At 58.2% G+C, this 15,315-nt stretch carries 17 protein-coding genes and 1 pseudogene; 8 read left to right on the forward strand and 10 right to left on the reverse strand.

Annotation, left to right across the window (positions count from 1 at the left end; genetic code table 11):
* The first annotated feature begins 13 nt into the window (after positions 1-13).
* Genes urtB through urtE form a run of 4 tightly spaced genes read left to right on the forward strand, consistent with a single transcriptional unit; the run spans position 14 to position 4,181 of the window.
* Complete coding sequence (urtB, locus tag AC1RKG_RS04605) at positions 14-1,594, forward strand: urea ABC transporter permease subunit UrtB (protein ID WP_048761414.1); 1,581 nt, start codon at positions 14-16, stop codon at positions 1,592-1,594.
* Positions 1,594-2,670 carry an urea ABC transporter permease subunit UrtC gene (urtC, locus tag AC1RKG_RS04610; protein ID WP_187962515.1) on the forward strand — a complete coding sequence of 359 codons (1,077 nt, stop codon included), beginning with the start codon at positions 1,594-1,596 and terminating at the stop codon, positions 2,668-2,670. Before urtB ends, urtC begins: the two co-directional genes overlap by 1 nt.
* Positions 2,667-3,473 carry an urea ABC transporter ATP-binding protein UrtD gene (gene urtD, locus AC1RKG_RS04615; protein ID WP_493182211.1) on the forward strand — a complete coding sequence of 269 codons (807 nt, stop codon included), beginning with the start codon at positions 2,667-2,669 and terminating at the stop codon, positions 3,471-3,473. The genes urtC and urtD overlap by 4 nt, the downstream gene beginning before the upstream one ends.
* A gap of 9 nt (positions 3,474-3,482) precedes the next feature.
* A complete protein-coding gene (gene urtE, locus AC1RKG_RS04620; RefSeq protein ID WP_020825846.1) occupies positions 3,483-4,181 on the forward strand; it encodes an urea ABC transporter ATP-binding subunit UrtE in 699 nt (232 codons plus the stop codon).
* 45 nt (positions 4,182-4,226) lie between these two features.
* On the opposite strand, the pseudogene AC1RKG_RS04625 reads toward urtE, so the two are convergent.
* Positions 4,227-4,490: pseudogene (locus AC1RKG_RS04625) on the reverse strand (type II toxin-antitoxin system RelE/ParE family toxin); the annotation flags it as partial.
* Positions 4,475-4,738, reverse strand: coding sequence for a type II toxin-antitoxin system ParD family antitoxin (locus AC1RKG_RS04630; RefSeq protein ID WP_129940125.1), 264 nt, complete (start codon positions 4,736-4,738; stop codon positions 4,475-4,477). The gene AC1RKG_RS04630 and the pseudogene AC1RKG_RS04625, both read right to left, overlap by 16 nt.
* A gap of 779 nt (positions 4,739-5,517) precedes the next feature.
* Here AC1RKG_RS04630 and acpA point away from each other — a divergent pair.
* On the forward strand, positions 5,518-7,230 hold the full coding sequence (gene acpA / locus AC1RKG_RS04635; protein WP_493182213.1) for an acid phosphatase: 1,713 nt from the start codon (positions 5,518-5,520) through the stop codon (positions 7,228-7,230).
* A gap of 21 nt (positions 7,231-7,251) precedes the next feature.
* On the opposite strand, the gene AC1RKG_RS04640 is transcribed toward acpA, so the two are convergent.
* Positions 7,252-7,764, reverse strand: a complete 513-nt coding sequence (locus AC1RKG_RS04640; RefSeq protein WP_493182214.1) for a GNAT family N-acetyltransferase — start codon at positions 7,762-7,764, stop codon at positions 7,252-7,254.
* Between the two features lie 228 nt (positions 7,765-7,992).
* Between AC1RKG_RS04640 and AC1RKG_RS04645 the strand changes: the two genes are divergently transcribed.
* Complete coding sequence (locus AC1RKG_RS04645) at positions 7,993-8,244, forward strand: hypothetical protein (protein WP_493182215.1); 252 nt, start codon at positions 7,993-7,995, stop codon at positions 8,242-8,244.
* Between the two features lie 135 nt (positions 8,245-8,379).
* Here the strand turns inward: AC1RKG_RS04645 and AC1RKG_RS04650 are convergent, their stop codons facing one another.
* Both AC1RKG_RS04650 and AC1RKG_RS04655 read right to left on the reverse strand, forming a co-directional pair.
* The gene (locus AC1RKG_RS04650; protein WP_020825853.1) at positions 8,380-9,594 is read right to left on the reverse strand and encodes an FAD-dependent oxidoreductase; all 1,215 of its coding nucleotides are present in this window, start codon (positions 9,592-9,594) and stop codon (positions 8,380-8,382) included.
* Between the two features lie 10 nt (positions 9,595-9,604).
* Positions 9,605-9,862, reverse strand: coding sequence for a hypothetical protein (locus tag AC1RKG_RS04655; protein ID WP_493182217.1), 258 nt, complete (start codon positions 9,860-9,862; stop codon positions 9,605-9,607).
* Positions 9,863-9,910: 48 nt separating this feature from the next.
* Between AC1RKG_RS04655 and AC1RKG_RS04660 the strand changes: the two genes are divergently transcribed.
* The gene (locus tag AC1RKG_RS04660) at positions 9,911-10,780 is read left to right on the forward strand and encodes a LysR substrate-binding domain-containing protein (protein WP_493182219.1); all 870 of its coding nucleotides are present in this window, start codon (positions 9,911-9,913) and stop codon (positions 10,778-10,780) included.
* Here the strand turns inward: AC1RKG_RS04660 and sseA are convergent.
* Complete coding sequence (gene sseA / locus AC1RKG_RS04665; RefSeq protein WP_174573980.1) at positions 10,777-11,622, reverse strand: 3-mercaptopyruvate sulfurtransferase; 846 nt, start codon at positions 11,620-11,622, stop codon at positions 10,777-10,779. The two genes, AC1RKG_RS04660 and sseA, sit on opposite strands and share 4 nt — an antisense overlap.
* A gap of 103 nt (positions 11,623-11,725) precedes the next feature.
* Here sseA and AC1RKG_RS04670 point away from each other — a divergent pair, with 103 nt between their 5' ends.
* On the forward strand, positions 11,726-12,142 hold the full coding sequence (locus AC1RKG_RS04670; protein ID WP_493182220.1) for an NUDIX hydrolase: 417 nt from the start codon (positions 11,726-11,728) through the stop codon (positions 12,140-12,142).
* Here the strand turns inward: AC1RKG_RS04670 and AC1RKG_RS04675 are convergent.
* The 4 genes from AC1RKG_RS04675 to AC1RKG_RS04690 all read right to left on the reverse strand — a co-directional run bounded on the left by AC1RKG_RS04675 (position 12,139) and on the right by AC1RKG_RS04690 (position 15,300).
* A complete protein-coding gene (locus tag AC1RKG_RS04675; protein ID WP_262244494.1) occupies positions 12,139-12,639 on the reverse strand; it encodes a 2-thiouracil desulfurase family protein in 501 nt (166 codons plus the stop codon). The genes AC1RKG_RS04670 and AC1RKG_RS04675 overlap by 4 nt on opposite strands.
* Positions 12,640-12,710: 71 nt before the next feature.
* Positions 12,711-13,385 (reverse strand): Rossmann-fold NAD(P)-binding domain-containing protein, encoded by a 675-nt coding sequence (locus AC1RKG_RS04680; protein ID WP_020825858.1) that lies wholly within the window; start codon positions 13,383-13,385, stop codon positions 12,711-12,713.
* Positions 13,382-14,407, reverse strand: coding sequence for an AraC family transcriptional regulator (locus AC1RKG_RS04685; protein WP_046374163.1), 1,026 nt, complete (start codon positions 14,405-14,407; stop codon positions 13,382-13,384). Before AC1RKG_RS04685 ends, AC1RKG_RS04680 begins: the two co-directional genes overlap by 4 nt.
* 8 nt (positions 14,408-14,415) lie before the next feature.
* Positions 14,416-15,300, reverse strand: a complete 885-nt coding sequence (locus AC1RKG_RS04690) for an oxidoreductase (RefSeq protein WP_493182222.1) — start codon at positions 15,298-15,300, stop codon at positions 14,416-14,418.
* Positions 15,301-15,315 lie beyond the last annotated feature (15 nt).

A 15,315-nucleotide genomic window follows, 5' to 3' on the forward strand; every position in this document is an offset into this window, starting at 1 on the left:
GACGAGACACCCGATGAAACTTTTCTCTTTAAGCCAACTCAGGCCTCTGTGTTTTCTGCTGTGCTGCCTGCCGATGTTCGCGCAGGCGGGGCCGGCCGATGAATTTGCTACGGCCAATCGCACGCAGCAAGCCAAATTATTACAGGCATGGGCCACCGCGCCGGATGCTTCGCGACTGCCGCTGCTGCAAGCGCTGAAACAAGAAAGTGTGGTGATCGACGACGCCAAACATGCCTTTGTCCAGCAGGGCGAAAATTACCAGCCCTTGTCTGGCAGCGCTGCCCCGGTCGGCACACCGAAGAAGCTGTGGTTGAACAATCGGCTGCGCATCCTGATTGCCAACGCACTGTCGGCGCATCGGCTGGTCAGCGAGGACCCGGCGGTGCGTTTACAGGCGGCGCAGGCCCTGCAGCGCGAGGCGCAAAGCGATCAGTTGCCGCTGCTGACCCAGCGTTTGGCGCTGGAACAAGACAGCCGGGTGCATGAGGCATTGAGCATCGCGCTGGCGAATCTGCAACTGAACGATGCCGATGCCGGGGTACGCCTCAACGCGGTGCGCTTGCTTGGCAGCTCGGGCGATCCTGAAACGCAAACGCGCCTGCAGGCGTTGACGGAGACAGGCCATGAGCCGGACGCCGCGGTACGTGCCGAAGCGATGAAAAGCCTGAGCAGCGTGAAACATCGGCTGATGATCGGTGACCTGATCGGCCAGGCATTTACCGGTCTGTCGCTGGGTTCGATCCTGCTGTTGGCGGCGCTCGGTTTGGCAATCACCTACGGCCTGCTGGGGGTGATCAACATGGCACACGGCGAAATGCTGATGCTCGGCGCCTATTCGGCGTATCTGGTACAGGGGCTGTTTCAGCAGTTTGCGCCGCAGTGGCTGGCGCTGTATCCGTTGGTGGCGCTGCCGGTGGCGTTCGCCATCACGGCCTGCATCGGCATGGCGCTGGAGCGCACGGTGATCCGCCACCTTTACGGCCGACCGCTGGAAACGCTGTTGGCCACCTGGGGCATTAGCCTGGTGCTGATCCAAGGGGTACGGGTGCTGTTCGGTGCGCAAAACGTGGAGGTCGCAAACCCGGCCTGGCTGTCGGGCGGTATTCAGCTCCTGCCGAATCTGGTGCTGCCGTGGAACCGCATTGCCGTCATCGTGTTTGTGGCGCTGGTCCTGATCCTCACCTGGCTGTTGCTGAATAAAACCCGACTGGGCATGAACGTGCGAGCCGTGACGCAAAACCGCGCCATGGCCGCGTGTTGCGGTGTGCCCACCGGCCGTGTCGATATGCTGGCGTTCGGGTTGGGGTCCGGCATTGCCGGGTTGGGCGGCGTAGCCTTGTCGCAGTTGGGCAACGTCGGGCCCGAGCTGGGGCAGGGTTATATCATCGACTCCTTCCTGGTGGTGGTGCTTGGCGGCGTGGGCCAGTTGGCCGGTACGGTGGTGGCGGCTTTTGGCCTCGGTATCCTCAACAAAATTCTCGAACCACAGATTGGCGCCGTGCTGGGTAAAATCCTGATCCTGGCGCTGATTGTCCTGTTTATTCAAAAGCGTCCTCAGGGGCTATTTGCCCTCAAGGGCAGGGTGAATGACTGATGAGCCAACCTTTGACTGTAACCGGGGTGCAAAAGGCCCCCCGGCTGGCGCTCGGCATCGGCGGGCTGGCGTTGCTGACGCTGTTAATCATGCCGTTTCTCGCGCTGTTACCGGTGGATCACCCGCTGGCGATCTCCACCTATACCCTGACGCTGGTAGGCAAAATTCTGTGCTATGCCGTGGTGGCGGTGGCGCTTGATCTGGTGTGGGGCTATGCCGGGTTGTTGTCCCTGGGTCATGGGCTGTTTTTCGCCCTGGGTGGCTATGCCATGGGCATGTACCTGATGCGCCAGGCGGCGGGAGAGGGCCTGCCGAGCTTTATGGCGTTCCTGTCCTGGAGCGAACTGCCCTGGTTTTGGAGCGGCACCCAGTATTTCGCCTGGGCATTGTGCCTGATTGTGCTGGTGCCGGGCGTGCTGGCTTTTGTCTTCGGCTACTTCGCCTTCCGTTCAAAAATCAAAGGCGTCTATTTTTCCATCATGACGCAGGCATTGACCTATGCCGGCATGCTGCTGTTCTTCCGCAACGAAACCGGGTTTGGCGGTAACAACGGCTTTACCGGCTTCACCACGCTGCTGGGTTTTCCGATCACCGCGATCGGCACGCGGGTGGCGCTATTTCTGGCAACGGTGTTGTTGCTGGCGGCCAGTTTGGCGATCGGCTTTGCCCTGGCGCGCAGCAAGTTTGGCCGGGTATTAACCGCGGTGCGCGATGCGGAGAATCGCCTGACGTTTTGCGGCTACGATCCAAAAGGTTTCAAGCTGTTCGTCTGGACGCTGTCGGCGGTGCTGTGCGGCCTGGCCGGGGCGTTATATGTGCCGCAGGTGGGCATTATCAACCCGGGTGAAATGTCGCCGACCAACTCGATCGAGGCCGCTATCTGGGTGGCACTCGGCGGACGCGGCACCTTGGTGGGGCCGCTGCTCGGTGCCGGTATCGTCAACGGCGCCAAAAGTTGGTTCACCATGGCGATCCCGGAATACTGGCAGTTCTTCCTTGGCCTGATGTTTATCATCGTCACGCTGTTCTTGCCCAAAGGGGTTATCGGCCTGCTACGCAGAGGGAAATCACAATGAATTCGCTGCAAATGACCGACGAGTTGTTTACCCAACCGTTGCCGGCGGATAAACATCGCCAGCAAACCGATCCGGTGCTGTTGCTCGACAAGATCAACGTCAGCTTCGACGGTTTTCGCGCACTGAGCGATTTGTCGCTGCAGATTGGCGTAGGGGAATTGCGCTGTGTGATCGGGCCAAACGGGGCGGGGAAAACCACCTTGATGGATGTGATCACCGGCAAAACCCGGCCGGACAGCGGCAGAGTATTTTACGATCAAACGGTCGATCTGACCGCGTTGGATCCGATGCAGATTGCCCAGGCCGGCATTGGCCGCAAGTTCCAAAAGCCTACGGTGTTTGAGGCACTGACGGTGTTCGAAAATCTTGAGATTGCCCAGAAGGCGAAAAAATCGGTGTGGGCCTGCCTGCGCGCCAGGCTGAGCGGCGAACAGCGCGACCGTATCGATGAAATGCTGAAAACCTTGCGGCTGGGCAATGAGCGACATCGGCCCGCCGGACTGCTGTCCCACGGGCAGAAGCAATTTCTTGAGATTGGCATGCTGTTGGTGCAGGAGCCGCACCTGTTGCTGCTCGACGAACCGGCAGCCGGAATGACTGATGCGGAAACCGAGTACACCGCCGAGCTGTTCCGCGCATTGGCGGGCAAGCATTCGCTGATGGTGGTAGAGCACGACATGGGCTTTGTCGAAACCATCGCCGATCATGTCACCGTACTGCATCAGGGCCAGGTGCTGGCGGAGGGCTCTTTGGCGCAGGTGCAGGCCAACGAGCAGGTGATTGAAGTCTATTTGGGGCGCTGAGGAACCACTATGTTGCAGGTTAACGAGCTGAATCAATACTACGGCGGCAGCCATATTTTACGCGGCCTGTCGTTTGAGGCCCGCATCGGTGAGGTGACTTGCCTGCTGGGGCGCAACGGCGTGGGGAAAACCACGCTGCTGAAATGCCTGATGGGGCTGATCCCGGTTAAAAGCGGCACTCTCAGTTGGCAGGGAACGGCCCTTAACGGCAAAAAACCGCACCAGCGTGTACAAGCGGGGATCGCCTATGTGCCGCAGGGGCGAGAGATTTTCCCGCGCCTGACGGTAGAGGAAAACTTGCTGATGGGGCTGGCGCGTTTTTCCGGCACGGAGGCACGTAAGGTGCCGGAGCATATTTATGAGTTATTCCCTGTCCTGTTGCAGATGAAAGATCGGCGCGGTGGCGATCTCTCTGGCGGGCAGCAACAGCAGTTGGCGATTGGCCGTGCGCTGGCCTGTCGGCCGCAGTTGTTGATCCTCGACGAGCCGACTGAAGGGATCCAACCTTCGGTGATCAAAGAGATCGGCGCTGTGATCAAGCAGTTGGCGGCAGGGGGTGATATGGCGATCCTGCTGGTAGAGCAGTTCTATGATTTTGCCGCCGAATTGGCAGACAGCTATCTGGTGATGTCGCGTGGCAGCATCATTCAGCGCGGGGCAGGCAGCGCGATGGAGCAGGACGGCGTACGCGGGCTGGTGGCGATATAAACGTGGGGATGACCCAATAAATTGCGTGCGGGTGGGATCCCGGGAGTGATGCAAAACCCTGATGATTCTTACCCAATGGATATCTTCACGAAAATAAATGAGATGCCCAGTGGCTGGCAGAACGCAGAGATCTTGTGCAATCAAGGCTACGTTTCTGCCAAGCTGAAAATGGCTAAGATTATCAAATGCCTTATGAATATGGTTAAGGTAGCCTTCGGCGGCTTGTAATCCATACCGCTCCAGGCCATAGAAATAAATACTTTCCATGTCATCCAGCGCTTTTGGGCGGACGACTAGTTTTCTCCGCATCCTTTTGTTTTACGCCGTATTCTTTCCATGAACACATCTCGATCCCACTCTTGGGCATCGCCACTATTTTCACCTTCGGCGATCAAGCGGCGCAGTTCTTCCAGTTTTGATGCAGCTGTACGTTCGCGCAGGGTACGTACCGATTCGCGGATGACCTCACTTGGGGTACGGTAGTCGCCGCTGGCGACCAGGCCTTCGACAAACCCACGCAGTTCTTCACCCAGGTCTACCGTTAACGTTCTGCCCATTGTGCGCCTCCATCAATTATGTCGCTTTTGTAAGATTTGTTCTTACAATATAGTTGCTAAGATACTCCAGGAACTGACCGACTGCAAACCTCGGTCCGTTTGCATAATCGGGGATACACCTAAAATAATTAAGGATAATTATGAACGAAATCAATATCTCACGCCTGTCTTGTATCATCCTGTCACTGTTTCCGGCCCTGTGGTAATGCCGTTCACTTAAGGTGTTTTTTAGGCCAGTTCAATGTTTTTTCGGTCGATAAACGGGTAAAGCTCCATGAGGTTCTTAAGCTCCGACCGAGCAAGGGGCCGTAGGCGCGGCCCCTTGCAACCCGCGCCTTTGCCCTGTCAGACGGTTGGCTACGCCAACGACTCTCACTTCATCACGCCGCATCACGCCCGACAACGTGGGTGCAGCGAGGGTATCCGCGCAGCGGACAGAGGGTGTTAAGCGAGGGCGCGGGTGGAGGGGCCGCGCCTACGGCCCCTCCCATTGCCGTTCATTGCGGTGGCAGAGAAATGCGGGATATTGACGGCAATTCCGCCTGCACTGAGCCTTCAGGGATCGAATAAAAAATGCCCGTCAGGTTTAAGTGAACGGCATTACGGTCCTGTGGGGATTTTCAGCCTGCTGAATAAAACTGCGGCGAAGTTCGCGAAAGTGTTGCCAAATGCTAACCTGCCGCAGTCTGTCACATTTCGTTCATAATTGTGCCATAGCATAATGACTCTTAAATAAATTGATAATAAATCAACAGGTTAAATTTTTTAAGGGAACAGGCATGAGCGATAAACCACAGAATGATTTGCCGCCGTCGGCGCAGGATCAACAGCAGCAACCGAGCAACCCGGCGCGTCGCCGCTTTTTGGCGGGGGCGACGGCATTGGGCGTTGGCGCCTCTATTGCCCCCTTGGCCGGAGCCGCGGCGGAGGGGAACAAAAAAGTGCTGCTAAACGCTTTGCCGCAAAGTGCACAAAACTCGTTGCTGCGGCGCTATGTGAAGAATGTGGTGGTGATTTACGCCGAAAACCGCAGCTTCAACAACCTGTTCGCCAATTTCCCCGGGGTAGAAAAACCGCTGTCGGCGCTCAAGCCGGAGGAGTACCAGCAGCGCGATCGCGATGGTCAACTGCTGGATACGCTGCCGCCGATCTGGAAAGGCCTGGTGCCGAAGGCTCAGGAAGTCGGACATGTTAACTACAAAATCGACGAAGATGCGGTTTTTACCACTCAACTGCCGAACCAGCCGTTTGTGCTGACCGGGCCGCAGGGGGAAAACCTGCCGCATGGCGTGGTAACTCGCGATTTGTGGCACGTGTTTTATCAGAACCAGATGCAGATCAACGGCGGCAAAAATGACAAATTCGTCGCCTGGGCCGATTCCGGTGCTCTGACCATGGGCTATTACGGCGACGGCGCATACAACCTGCGGCTATGGACGTTGGCGCAGGAATTTACCCTGTGCGATAACTTCTTCCAGGGGGCGTTTGGCGGCTCGTTCCTCAATCATCAGTATCTGATTTGCGCCCGCCCACCGTTCTACCCCGACGTGCAAAACTCTGTCGCCAAAGACGGCATTGCTCAGCTTGAAAGCGACGACGTGACGGACTGGCGTTTAAAGCCGCTGAGCGATTCGCCGGTCAGCGCTTCATTCGGCATTCCGCTGTTCGGCAAAAGCCTGCTGACGCCGGACGGTTACGCGGTCAATACCATGGCGCCACCGTACTGGCCGTCATGGACGCAGGATGAGAAAGATCCGACGTTGGCGGATGCCACCATGCCCAACGTTATGCCGCCACAGAAACACCCGCACATTGGCGATTTGCTCAGCCAGAAAGGGATCGATTGGGCCTGGTACGCCGGTGGTTGGCAGTACGCGCTGGACAACCGCAAAGATCAGGGTGATTTCCCCGGCGCACCGGATTTTCAGTATCATCATCAACCGTTCAATTACTTTGAAAATCTGGGGCCGTCCAACCCGCAGGCGCGCGAAGCTCATTTGCGTGATGGCGGCATTGGCGATTCAACCGCCGGCAATAAATTCCTGGCGGCGGTGGAAGCGGGCACCTTGCCGCCGGTCGCTTTCTACAAGCCACAGGGCAACCTCAATATGCACGCCGGCTATTCGGATGTCGAAGCCGGAGACCGTCATATTGCCCATATTATCAATAGCCTGCGTAATGGCCCACAGTGGGATAACAGCGTGGTGGTCATTACCTTCGATGAAAACGGCGGCTGGTGGGATCACGTTGCACCGCCGCCGGGGGATCGTTGGGGACCTGGCTCGCGCATTCCAGCGTTGGTGATCTCACCGTTCGCCCGTAAGGGATATGTCGATCACCAAGTGTACGATACCGGATCCATCTTGCGATTCATCAGTCGGGTGTTTGATTTGCCAACGCTGGAAGGGCTGGCAGATCGCGATAAGGCAATGGCGACGCGGGGTCAGAAACCCTTGGGGGATCTGACCGGCACGCTGGAGTTTCCGGGGTAATCTCATGCTTGAGCGCTGGAGTTACAGCGCTTTCGACATATACCAGATGCCGATGGAACCTTGGGCGCTGGTGTAGCAGGTCTCGCCGCAAATGCTCAGCCCCTGACGTTGGTAAAAACGCTGGGCGCTGGTGTTGCGCTTTAGCACCTCCAGCCACAGTGTTGTCTGCCGGCGTTCGAGTGCCCGCTGCTGTACCTGTTCAAAAAAACGCTGGCCATAACCCTGGCCGGCATATTCCGGCAGGAAATAGATTTTCTGCAGTTCTGCGCCCGTCTGTTGAGTGGGCGCCAGCAGGCTGTTGAAGTTCAGCCGTGCATAGCCCACCAGACGCTCGTCTTCATAGCCCAACAGCCAGCACACGTTCGGATCCTGCAGGGTCTGCTCCAGGGCTTCGACCGCAAAGTCCTGAGCCAAAAAAGCATCCAATTCCGCTTTATGGTGCCAAAGTTCGCCAAAATGGGCCTGATAAGTACGAATACCGACGTCACGAACTAGCGCTAAATCATGGCGTAAAGCCTGGCGAATACTGAACATGTAAACCTCTTGATGGATAGGAACAGGGCCGTTGGCGAGGATTTAGGCAATCCAGCGCATACTCAATTTACTCAATATCCGCATACCGGAGGGCGTATGACCGAGAAACAACACACCCATCGTCGACAGGGACATCCATGGCCATGCAGATGCTCACTGCCGATCAGCTACAGCATCTTAAGCCAAGTAAAGGTTCGGCGCGATTCCTGATAGTTGAAATCGATCCCGATGCTCATCAACCCCAAAGGCCAGAGTCACGTCGGTAATAACGCTTTGCGTAAAAAACTGACGGACATGGTCAATGACCCCGCGGTGGATCCGAATACGGCGATGCAAATGCTGGAGATTGCGTGGGATAGGGTGACGAAGTCTGCTGGAGTGAAGGTTCCGGTAGCTGCAGTCGACATTGAAAGCGAAGCCAGTGAACCTGACGCTTTAATGGAAACGAGTTATCTATTGCTGTTAGCACGGTATCAGTAACAGATAAAAGCGTTTTAATACATCTATTCGAACTGGCCGATCGCATGGGGATGACGTTTCTGGAGGGGGGTGAGCACGCCAATATTATCGGTTTAGCGCTTTTCCTCTCTTCTTCCTGATCCTGACTGAGCCCGATCAGTCCAAATGTTTCGGCGTCTCGCGCCTGAATCCCAGACCGATAATCCGGCCAAACAAATGTGGCAACCAACGGCTGTTGCCTACCCGGGCCATCAGTTTGGAGCTCTCGCCGGCACGGCGTTTTTTCGGCCTGCGCTGGCTCATTTTGATTTGCAGGAACTGAGTGGCTTTGGTGGGGAAGTTGCGGCGTCGCTGTACCTGCTGCAGGTGTTTTAACTGCAAGCGCTGGCTGCGCAGCGGGGGGATGATCGCGTTGGCGGTCGCGACTGCATCCTGAATCGCCAGATTCACCCCAACGCCACCGATGGGTGACATGGCGTGCGCGGCATCGCCAATGCACAGCACGCCCGGCTTGGCCCACTGATCCAGACGATCGATGCGGATGCTGAGCAGCTTCACCTGTTGCCAACTGACGATCGTTTGCAGGCGATGATCCTGGAACGGTGCCACCTCGGCAATCTGCAGTAAAAAATTCTCCAGCCCGTCTTGTTGGATCGCCTCGAAGCTGCCTTTGTCGATCGAATAGCCACACTGCCAGTATTCACCCCGGTCGATCATGATGAAGTTTTGCTTTGGTCCGGTGTGGCCCATCGACCAGGCCGGATCGCCTTCCTGTTTATCGATTTTCATCCACAACACGTCGCGCGGTGAGCCAAAACTGTGGCTGCTGAGAGAAGCCTGTTCACGCACCACCGAGTTGCGTCCGTCGGTACCTATCACCAACTGGCAGCGAACGCGGATCGGCCCTTCCGGCGTGTCCGCCAGCACGCCGCAGACCTGACCGCGATCGTACAACAGCTGGTGCACCTGCGCGGACTTGATCAGTGTGAATTCGGGAAAGGCGGCGGCCTTTTCTGCCAGAAAGTTGAGAAACTCCCATTGCGGCATAAAGGCGATAAATTTGCAGCGGGTTGGCAAGCGTGTGAAGTCTGCCAGCCGAATGTCACGCCCGGCGATCTCGGCATGCAGCGTTTCCGCACGCTGGTGTGGCAGAGCCAGCAATGCTTCCAGCAGGCCAAGCTGGTGCATGATTTCCAGCGTCGAGGGGTGAATGGTATCGCCGCGAAAATCACGCAGAAAATCGGCGTGTTTTTCCAGCACCGTCACGTTAATGCCAGCCCGAGCCAACAAATAGCCGAGCATCAGCCCGGCGGGGCCGCCGCCAACGATACAGCAACGGGTGACATAAGGCGTGATCAGGGACTGTGGCATAGCGGTGACCTCAACGAGTCGCATCCTGCAAATCGTTATTGAAAACTTTATTGTGATAATGATTATCAATATCAAATAAGGCTGTCAACCCGTGGCACTGTGTGGTCAAAGAGTGAAAACCGATTTTTACCCGTGCTCGCCTGGCGTCAGGCTTTACCTCATCCTGAATGGCCGCCCCGTCGTCACCGGCGGGCAGGGGGAAGAGTATTCCCGAACGCCTTGCTGAAAGCGGTTGACCCGCGATGCCTGACGCGCCATGTTTATCCATAAATCGGTATTATTTTGATTAATGGTTCTTAAAAACGGGACGGTCAGTATGGGGCGTGTCACCTTTGATCTCGAAGATCTGCGCAGTTACGTTACCGGTATTGAGTTGGGCAGTTTCGCCAAAGCGGCGGAGCGGCTGGGGCGCTCAACCTCGGCGGTCAGCGCGCACCTGAAAAAGCTGGAGCAACAGGTTGGCACCCCGATTCTGCGCAAGGCCGGGCGCAACATGGTGATGACCGAGGCCGGCGAGACATTGCTGAGCTACGCCCGCCGGCTGCTGGAGCTGAACGATGAGGCCGCGGCGGCGGTGCGCGGGCTGGATTTGCATGGCCGGGTACGCTTGGGGTTACAGGAGGACTTCGGAGAAACCTTTTTGCCGCAGGTGTTGGGCAGTTTCACTCGCGCGCATCCGCGTGTGCGCATCGAAGCGCGGATCGCCCGCAATGCCGAGCTGATCGACTGGGTATTGAAAGGGGAGCTGGATTTGTCGCTGGCGTGGGACGGGGGCATCAGCACGCCATTTCACCAGGCGCTGGGGCAAAGGCAAATGCACTGGATCGCCTCGCCTGATTTTGATCTGTCGCTCTGGCGCAGTGGGCATGAACCGCTGCCGCTGGTGATGTTCGACGCCCCTTGCCTGATGCGCAGTGCGGCGACGCAGGCATTGGATCGCGCCGGGATTGCGTGGCGTGTCGCCTTTACCAGCCGTAGCCTGAATGGCGTATGGGCCGCCGTCAGCGCCGGGCTGGGAGTGACGGTACGCACCGATGCCGGGCTGCCGTCGGGATTATCCCTTCTGCCGCCCGGCATGTTACCGGCGTTAAGCCCGCTTGGCGTGGTGTTGCATCGCGCACAAGAAACTCCAACGCCGGCCATTCAGCGGTTGGCGCAAATCGTGGCCGACAGAATCAAAAACTAGTCCTGCTCGATCGGCTGATTGCCGCTCAGCGCACCCCATTCGGTCCAGGCGCCGTCATACAGTTTCACCTGTTTTGCATCGAGGGAAAGCAGGCCAAAAGCCAGCACTGCCGCAGTTACCCCGGAGCCACAGCTGGTGATGATTGGCCCGTTGAGATCGACGCCCTTGTCGCTGAAGGTTTTCTTGAGGGCTTCCAGCGATTTGAAGCGGCCGTTTTCCAGCAGTTCGCCGTAAGGAATATTGATGCTGCCGGGAATATGGCCACGGTGCAGGCCGGGGCGCGGCTCTGGGGCTTCAGCGTAAAAACGCGGTGCGGCGCGTGCGTCGAGGATCTGCACCTGCGTGTTCAGCGCCTGTTCCACCTGTTGCATAGTGACTACCGCGTCTGCATTGAAGCGGGCGTTGAAGGTTTGCTGCGTGCGTTGCGTTGCGCCGGTTTCCAGCGGTTGGCCCAGGGCAGTCCAGCCGTTGAGGCCTTCGTCCAGCACATAAACCTGCTGCGCGCCAAAGTTACGGAAGGTCCACCAGCCGCGTGGGGCAGAGAACTGATTGCCCTCGTCATAGAACACAATGGTGTGTTGATCGCTAATGCCCAACTTGCCTGCCGCCGCGCTGAAGGCTTCCGTCGTGGGCAACATATGCGGCAGATCGGTGTTTTTATCCGCGACGTCATCGATATCGAAGTACACCGCGCCCGGGATATGACCGCGTTCAAATTCGGCAAGCATATCTTTTTTCGGTACCAGGCCGACCGGCGACATTCTTACATCGACCACGACCAGATTTTCATCGTTGATATGTTGTGCAAGCCATTGGGGAGTAACCAGAAACGGAGAGTTCATCGTCATTGTTCGCCTGTGGTGAAAACGGTTTTTCACTATACACCAGCGCGCACTCCGATGAGGTAAGATGTTAGCTCAATGGCGAAAACGGGAGCCAGGCGGGATGACGGATAAGCATTTTGGCGGCGCGAAAATCGCGCTGTTGTGCGGCAACAGCGTGCTGACCTATCAGCGAGACGACAAGCCCGACATTCCCTGGCCTGGCTGCTGGGATCTGCCCGGTGGTGGGCGCGAAAACGACGAAACGCCGCTGCAATGCGTGCAGCGGGAAACCCTGGAAGAGTTCGGCCTGCGGATTGCCGCGGGGCAGGTTCGTCATCAGCAGCGCTACGAGGGGATTTTCGCCGGCTATCCACCGACCTGGTTTATGCTGGGCGAAATCACCCCGCAGCAGATTGCCGCCATCCGCTTTGGCGATGAAGGGCAGCGCTGGCAGATGATGACACTCGACCGCTTTATCTATCACCCGCAGGGGATCTCCCATCTTCAACAGCGGCTGGCGGAGCACCTGCAGCGTTAGGGTAGATCCTCGGCCTCCACCCGGGCGATCAGCGCCTCCAACTGACGGTCGGAAAAGACCTCAATGCCGTTCTGACGCAGCAGTTCGGCGGTGACGCCGCTGCCGGGTTTGGTCTGGCCGCTGAAAGAGCCGTCGTAGATAAATTGGCTGCCGCAGGACGGGCTGCCGTCGGTGAGCAGGGCAAAGCGGCAGCCGTGGCGCCGCGCGGTTTCCAGCGCCAGATGGGCGCCAAGCAGGTAACTGTCGGTGACGTCACCGCCGCTGATCTCCATAACCCGAGCCCGTTGCGCGAGCACCGTGGCCCCTTCGGCGGTCGGAGTGATTTCTGCTGAGGGACGTGGCGTGGAAAAGCCGGCGGCCAGTTCCGGGCAGCAAACCACCAAACGGCCTTCGCGCTGCCAGCGCAGCAGGGTGAGATGGGGCAACGGTTTATCGGAACCGTTATAGCGAACTTTAAAACCGGCCAGGCAGGCGCTGAATAAAATTTTTGACGGCATGGGTCTGTCTCTGTCGCAGTGGCGAAAGCGTGGCACAGGTGGCCCACGCGCGCGGCTTTAACATAGCAGAATCAACCCGCCGAGGGCAGGGCCAAACGGTTAATCTCCACCGGTTCAAGGATGCGCAAGTCGGTCTCGCGCCGTGCCACGGCCAACATTGCCAGTCCGATACGTTCGGTGGTGGTGACCTGATTGGGGAACAGCCGTTGGGCGCCAAACCACAGCGGTTTAAAAAGCCGGTACAGTAGATCATAAAGCCGGGTTCGGGAGCGGATGCCGTGCAGCGGCACGATAACGCCCGGGCGGAACATCACCGCATGGAACGGCAGCGCCAACAAGGCATTTTCGGTTGCGCCCTTGACCCGTGCCCACATGCTGCGGCCTTGTTCGCTGCTGTCGGTGCCGACGCCGGAGACGTAAATAAAGACCATGTTCGGGTTTAACCGCGCCAGCGGGCGGCCCGCAGCCAGCGTCAGATCGTAGGTCAGGGCACGGTAGCGTGCTTCGCTCATGCCGGCGGAAGATACGCCTAGGCAGAAGAAGCAGGCGTCATAACCGCTGAGCTGAGTCTCCAGGGCGGACAAATCACTCAGATCGGGCAACGTCAGTTGGCGGAGCTTGGCATCGCTTTGCGCCAGTTCACTGCGGCCGATGCTCAGCACTTCCGTCACCTGCGGATCGAGCAGACATTCGCGCAGTGCGCCTTGCCCGACCATGCCGCTGGCACCGAATATTATCACTTTCATAACCTGTTCTCCTGACGCCCGGCGATGCGTTGATGACGCCAGCGGTTCGGCGTTTGTGATTCCCATTGCATAAAGGCGCGGCTAAATGAATTCAGTTCTTCGAACCCGAGCACGAAGGCAATTTCACCGGGCTCCAGATCGGTATCCGACAGCAGATGACAGGCCGTACGGTGGCGGGTTTTATCCAACAGTTGCTGATAGCTGTAGCCGTGCTGTTGCAGACGACGCTGCAGGGTGCGTGGGCTGAGGTACAGCTCGGCAGCCACGCTGTTCACGCTGGGTCGTTGTCCGCGCATGCTACGGGTGAGGATTGCCATCACCCGTGCGGGCAAACTGTCGTCCTGCTCGACCTTGGCCAACTCGGCTTCCAGCCCGGGCAGCAGCACGGCCAGCATGTCCTGGTTATAGGTGATAAAGGGCTGCTGCATCAGCGCACGATCAAACACCAGCACGTCCAACGGGGCATCGAAGCGGATCGGACAGCTAAAATGGCGCAGCAACGGCGAAGCGGGATCGTGGTGCCGCGTCAGTTCAATCGCCCTCGGTTGAATTGCCAGGCCGGTGCCACGACGGCACAGAGTAGTGATGGACGCAAACATGGCGTCCACCAACAGCTCAGGGGCATGACCTTCGGCCATGGTCCAACGGGTATGCAACCGCACGGCCTCGCCGTCTTCCGTCAGCGTCAGTTCTTCGGGACACACCAACCGCTTGTAGCGGGCGACTTTTTGCAAGGCCTCCCCCAGCGTCGCCGAATGCAGCGCCGCGACCGAAGCGATATCGTAATGCTCCGGTGCGACGTCACTGCCGAGGCGAAGACCAAAGGCCGTATCATCGGTCAGGCGCGGGAGCGCCTGCCAAATATCAAAGAACTGCCTGGTGGAAAGTTTGACCTTTTCGCGCCCGTGGCTGAGCAGCCCGCTGGGGAGGCCGGCCAGTTGACCAAGCTTTTCAATATCCACCCCCAGCGCTTTGAGACGAATGGCTAAGGCGCTGGAGACCGGGATTTGATCGCTGCTCATGGTGTTCCTTATGATTTGCCGGCCACCAACGCCGCCATGGTTTCGTGATCCGGTTGGCTATCGTCCCGGTCGGTGCTCAGGCTGAGGTAACGGAATTTGGCATCCGCCGCTTCCCGTTCGGCCTGCACCTGTCCGGCGATAAATACCGCATCGCTGCCGAGTAACAGGCGCAGCGGGGGTTCATCCAGCTCGGCTATCTGCAAGATAACCTGCGCGGCCTTGGCCGGGTCGCCGGGTTGGTGGCCGTTATGCTGTTGCAAGTAGTCTAGCATGGGCCCAAGCGTTGCCTGGTAAGCGGCGCTGACAGGGGCGATGGCCATTGATGAGCCGGCCCAGTCGGTGCGGAAACCGCCGGGTTCAACCAGGGTCACCTTCACGCCGAAGGGCGCAATTTCTTTTGCCAGCGATTCGGAGAAGCCTTCGACCGCCCACTTGGCGGTGTGGTAAGCGCTCAGACCCGGTACGCCAAGGCGTGCGCCTATGGTGGAGATCTGAATGATATGGCCGCTGCCCTGTTGACGCAGCACCGGTAGCGCCGCGCGGGTGACGTTAAAAACGCCATAGAAATTGGTATCGACCTGGGCGCGGAAATCGGCTTCATCGGCATCCTCCACCGGCGCGATGTTGCCATAGCCGGCATTGTTGACCACCACATCCAGTCGGCCGAAGCTGTCTATTGCTGTCTGTACCGCACGTTTGGCGGCCACGGCGTCAGTAACGTCCAACGCCACGGTGACCACTTGCTCACCGTACTGTTCCACCAGCGGCTGTAACTGCTGTGGCTGGCGTGCGGTCGCGACCAGACGGTGGCCGGCGGCCAAAACAGCCTGCGCCAACTGCTGGCCCAAACCGCGTGAACTGCCGGTAATTAACCATACCTGAGACTGAGACATAACCACCTTCCTGTA

Source organism: Serratia sp. GW822-FHT06D09 (genome assembly GCF_058799515.1).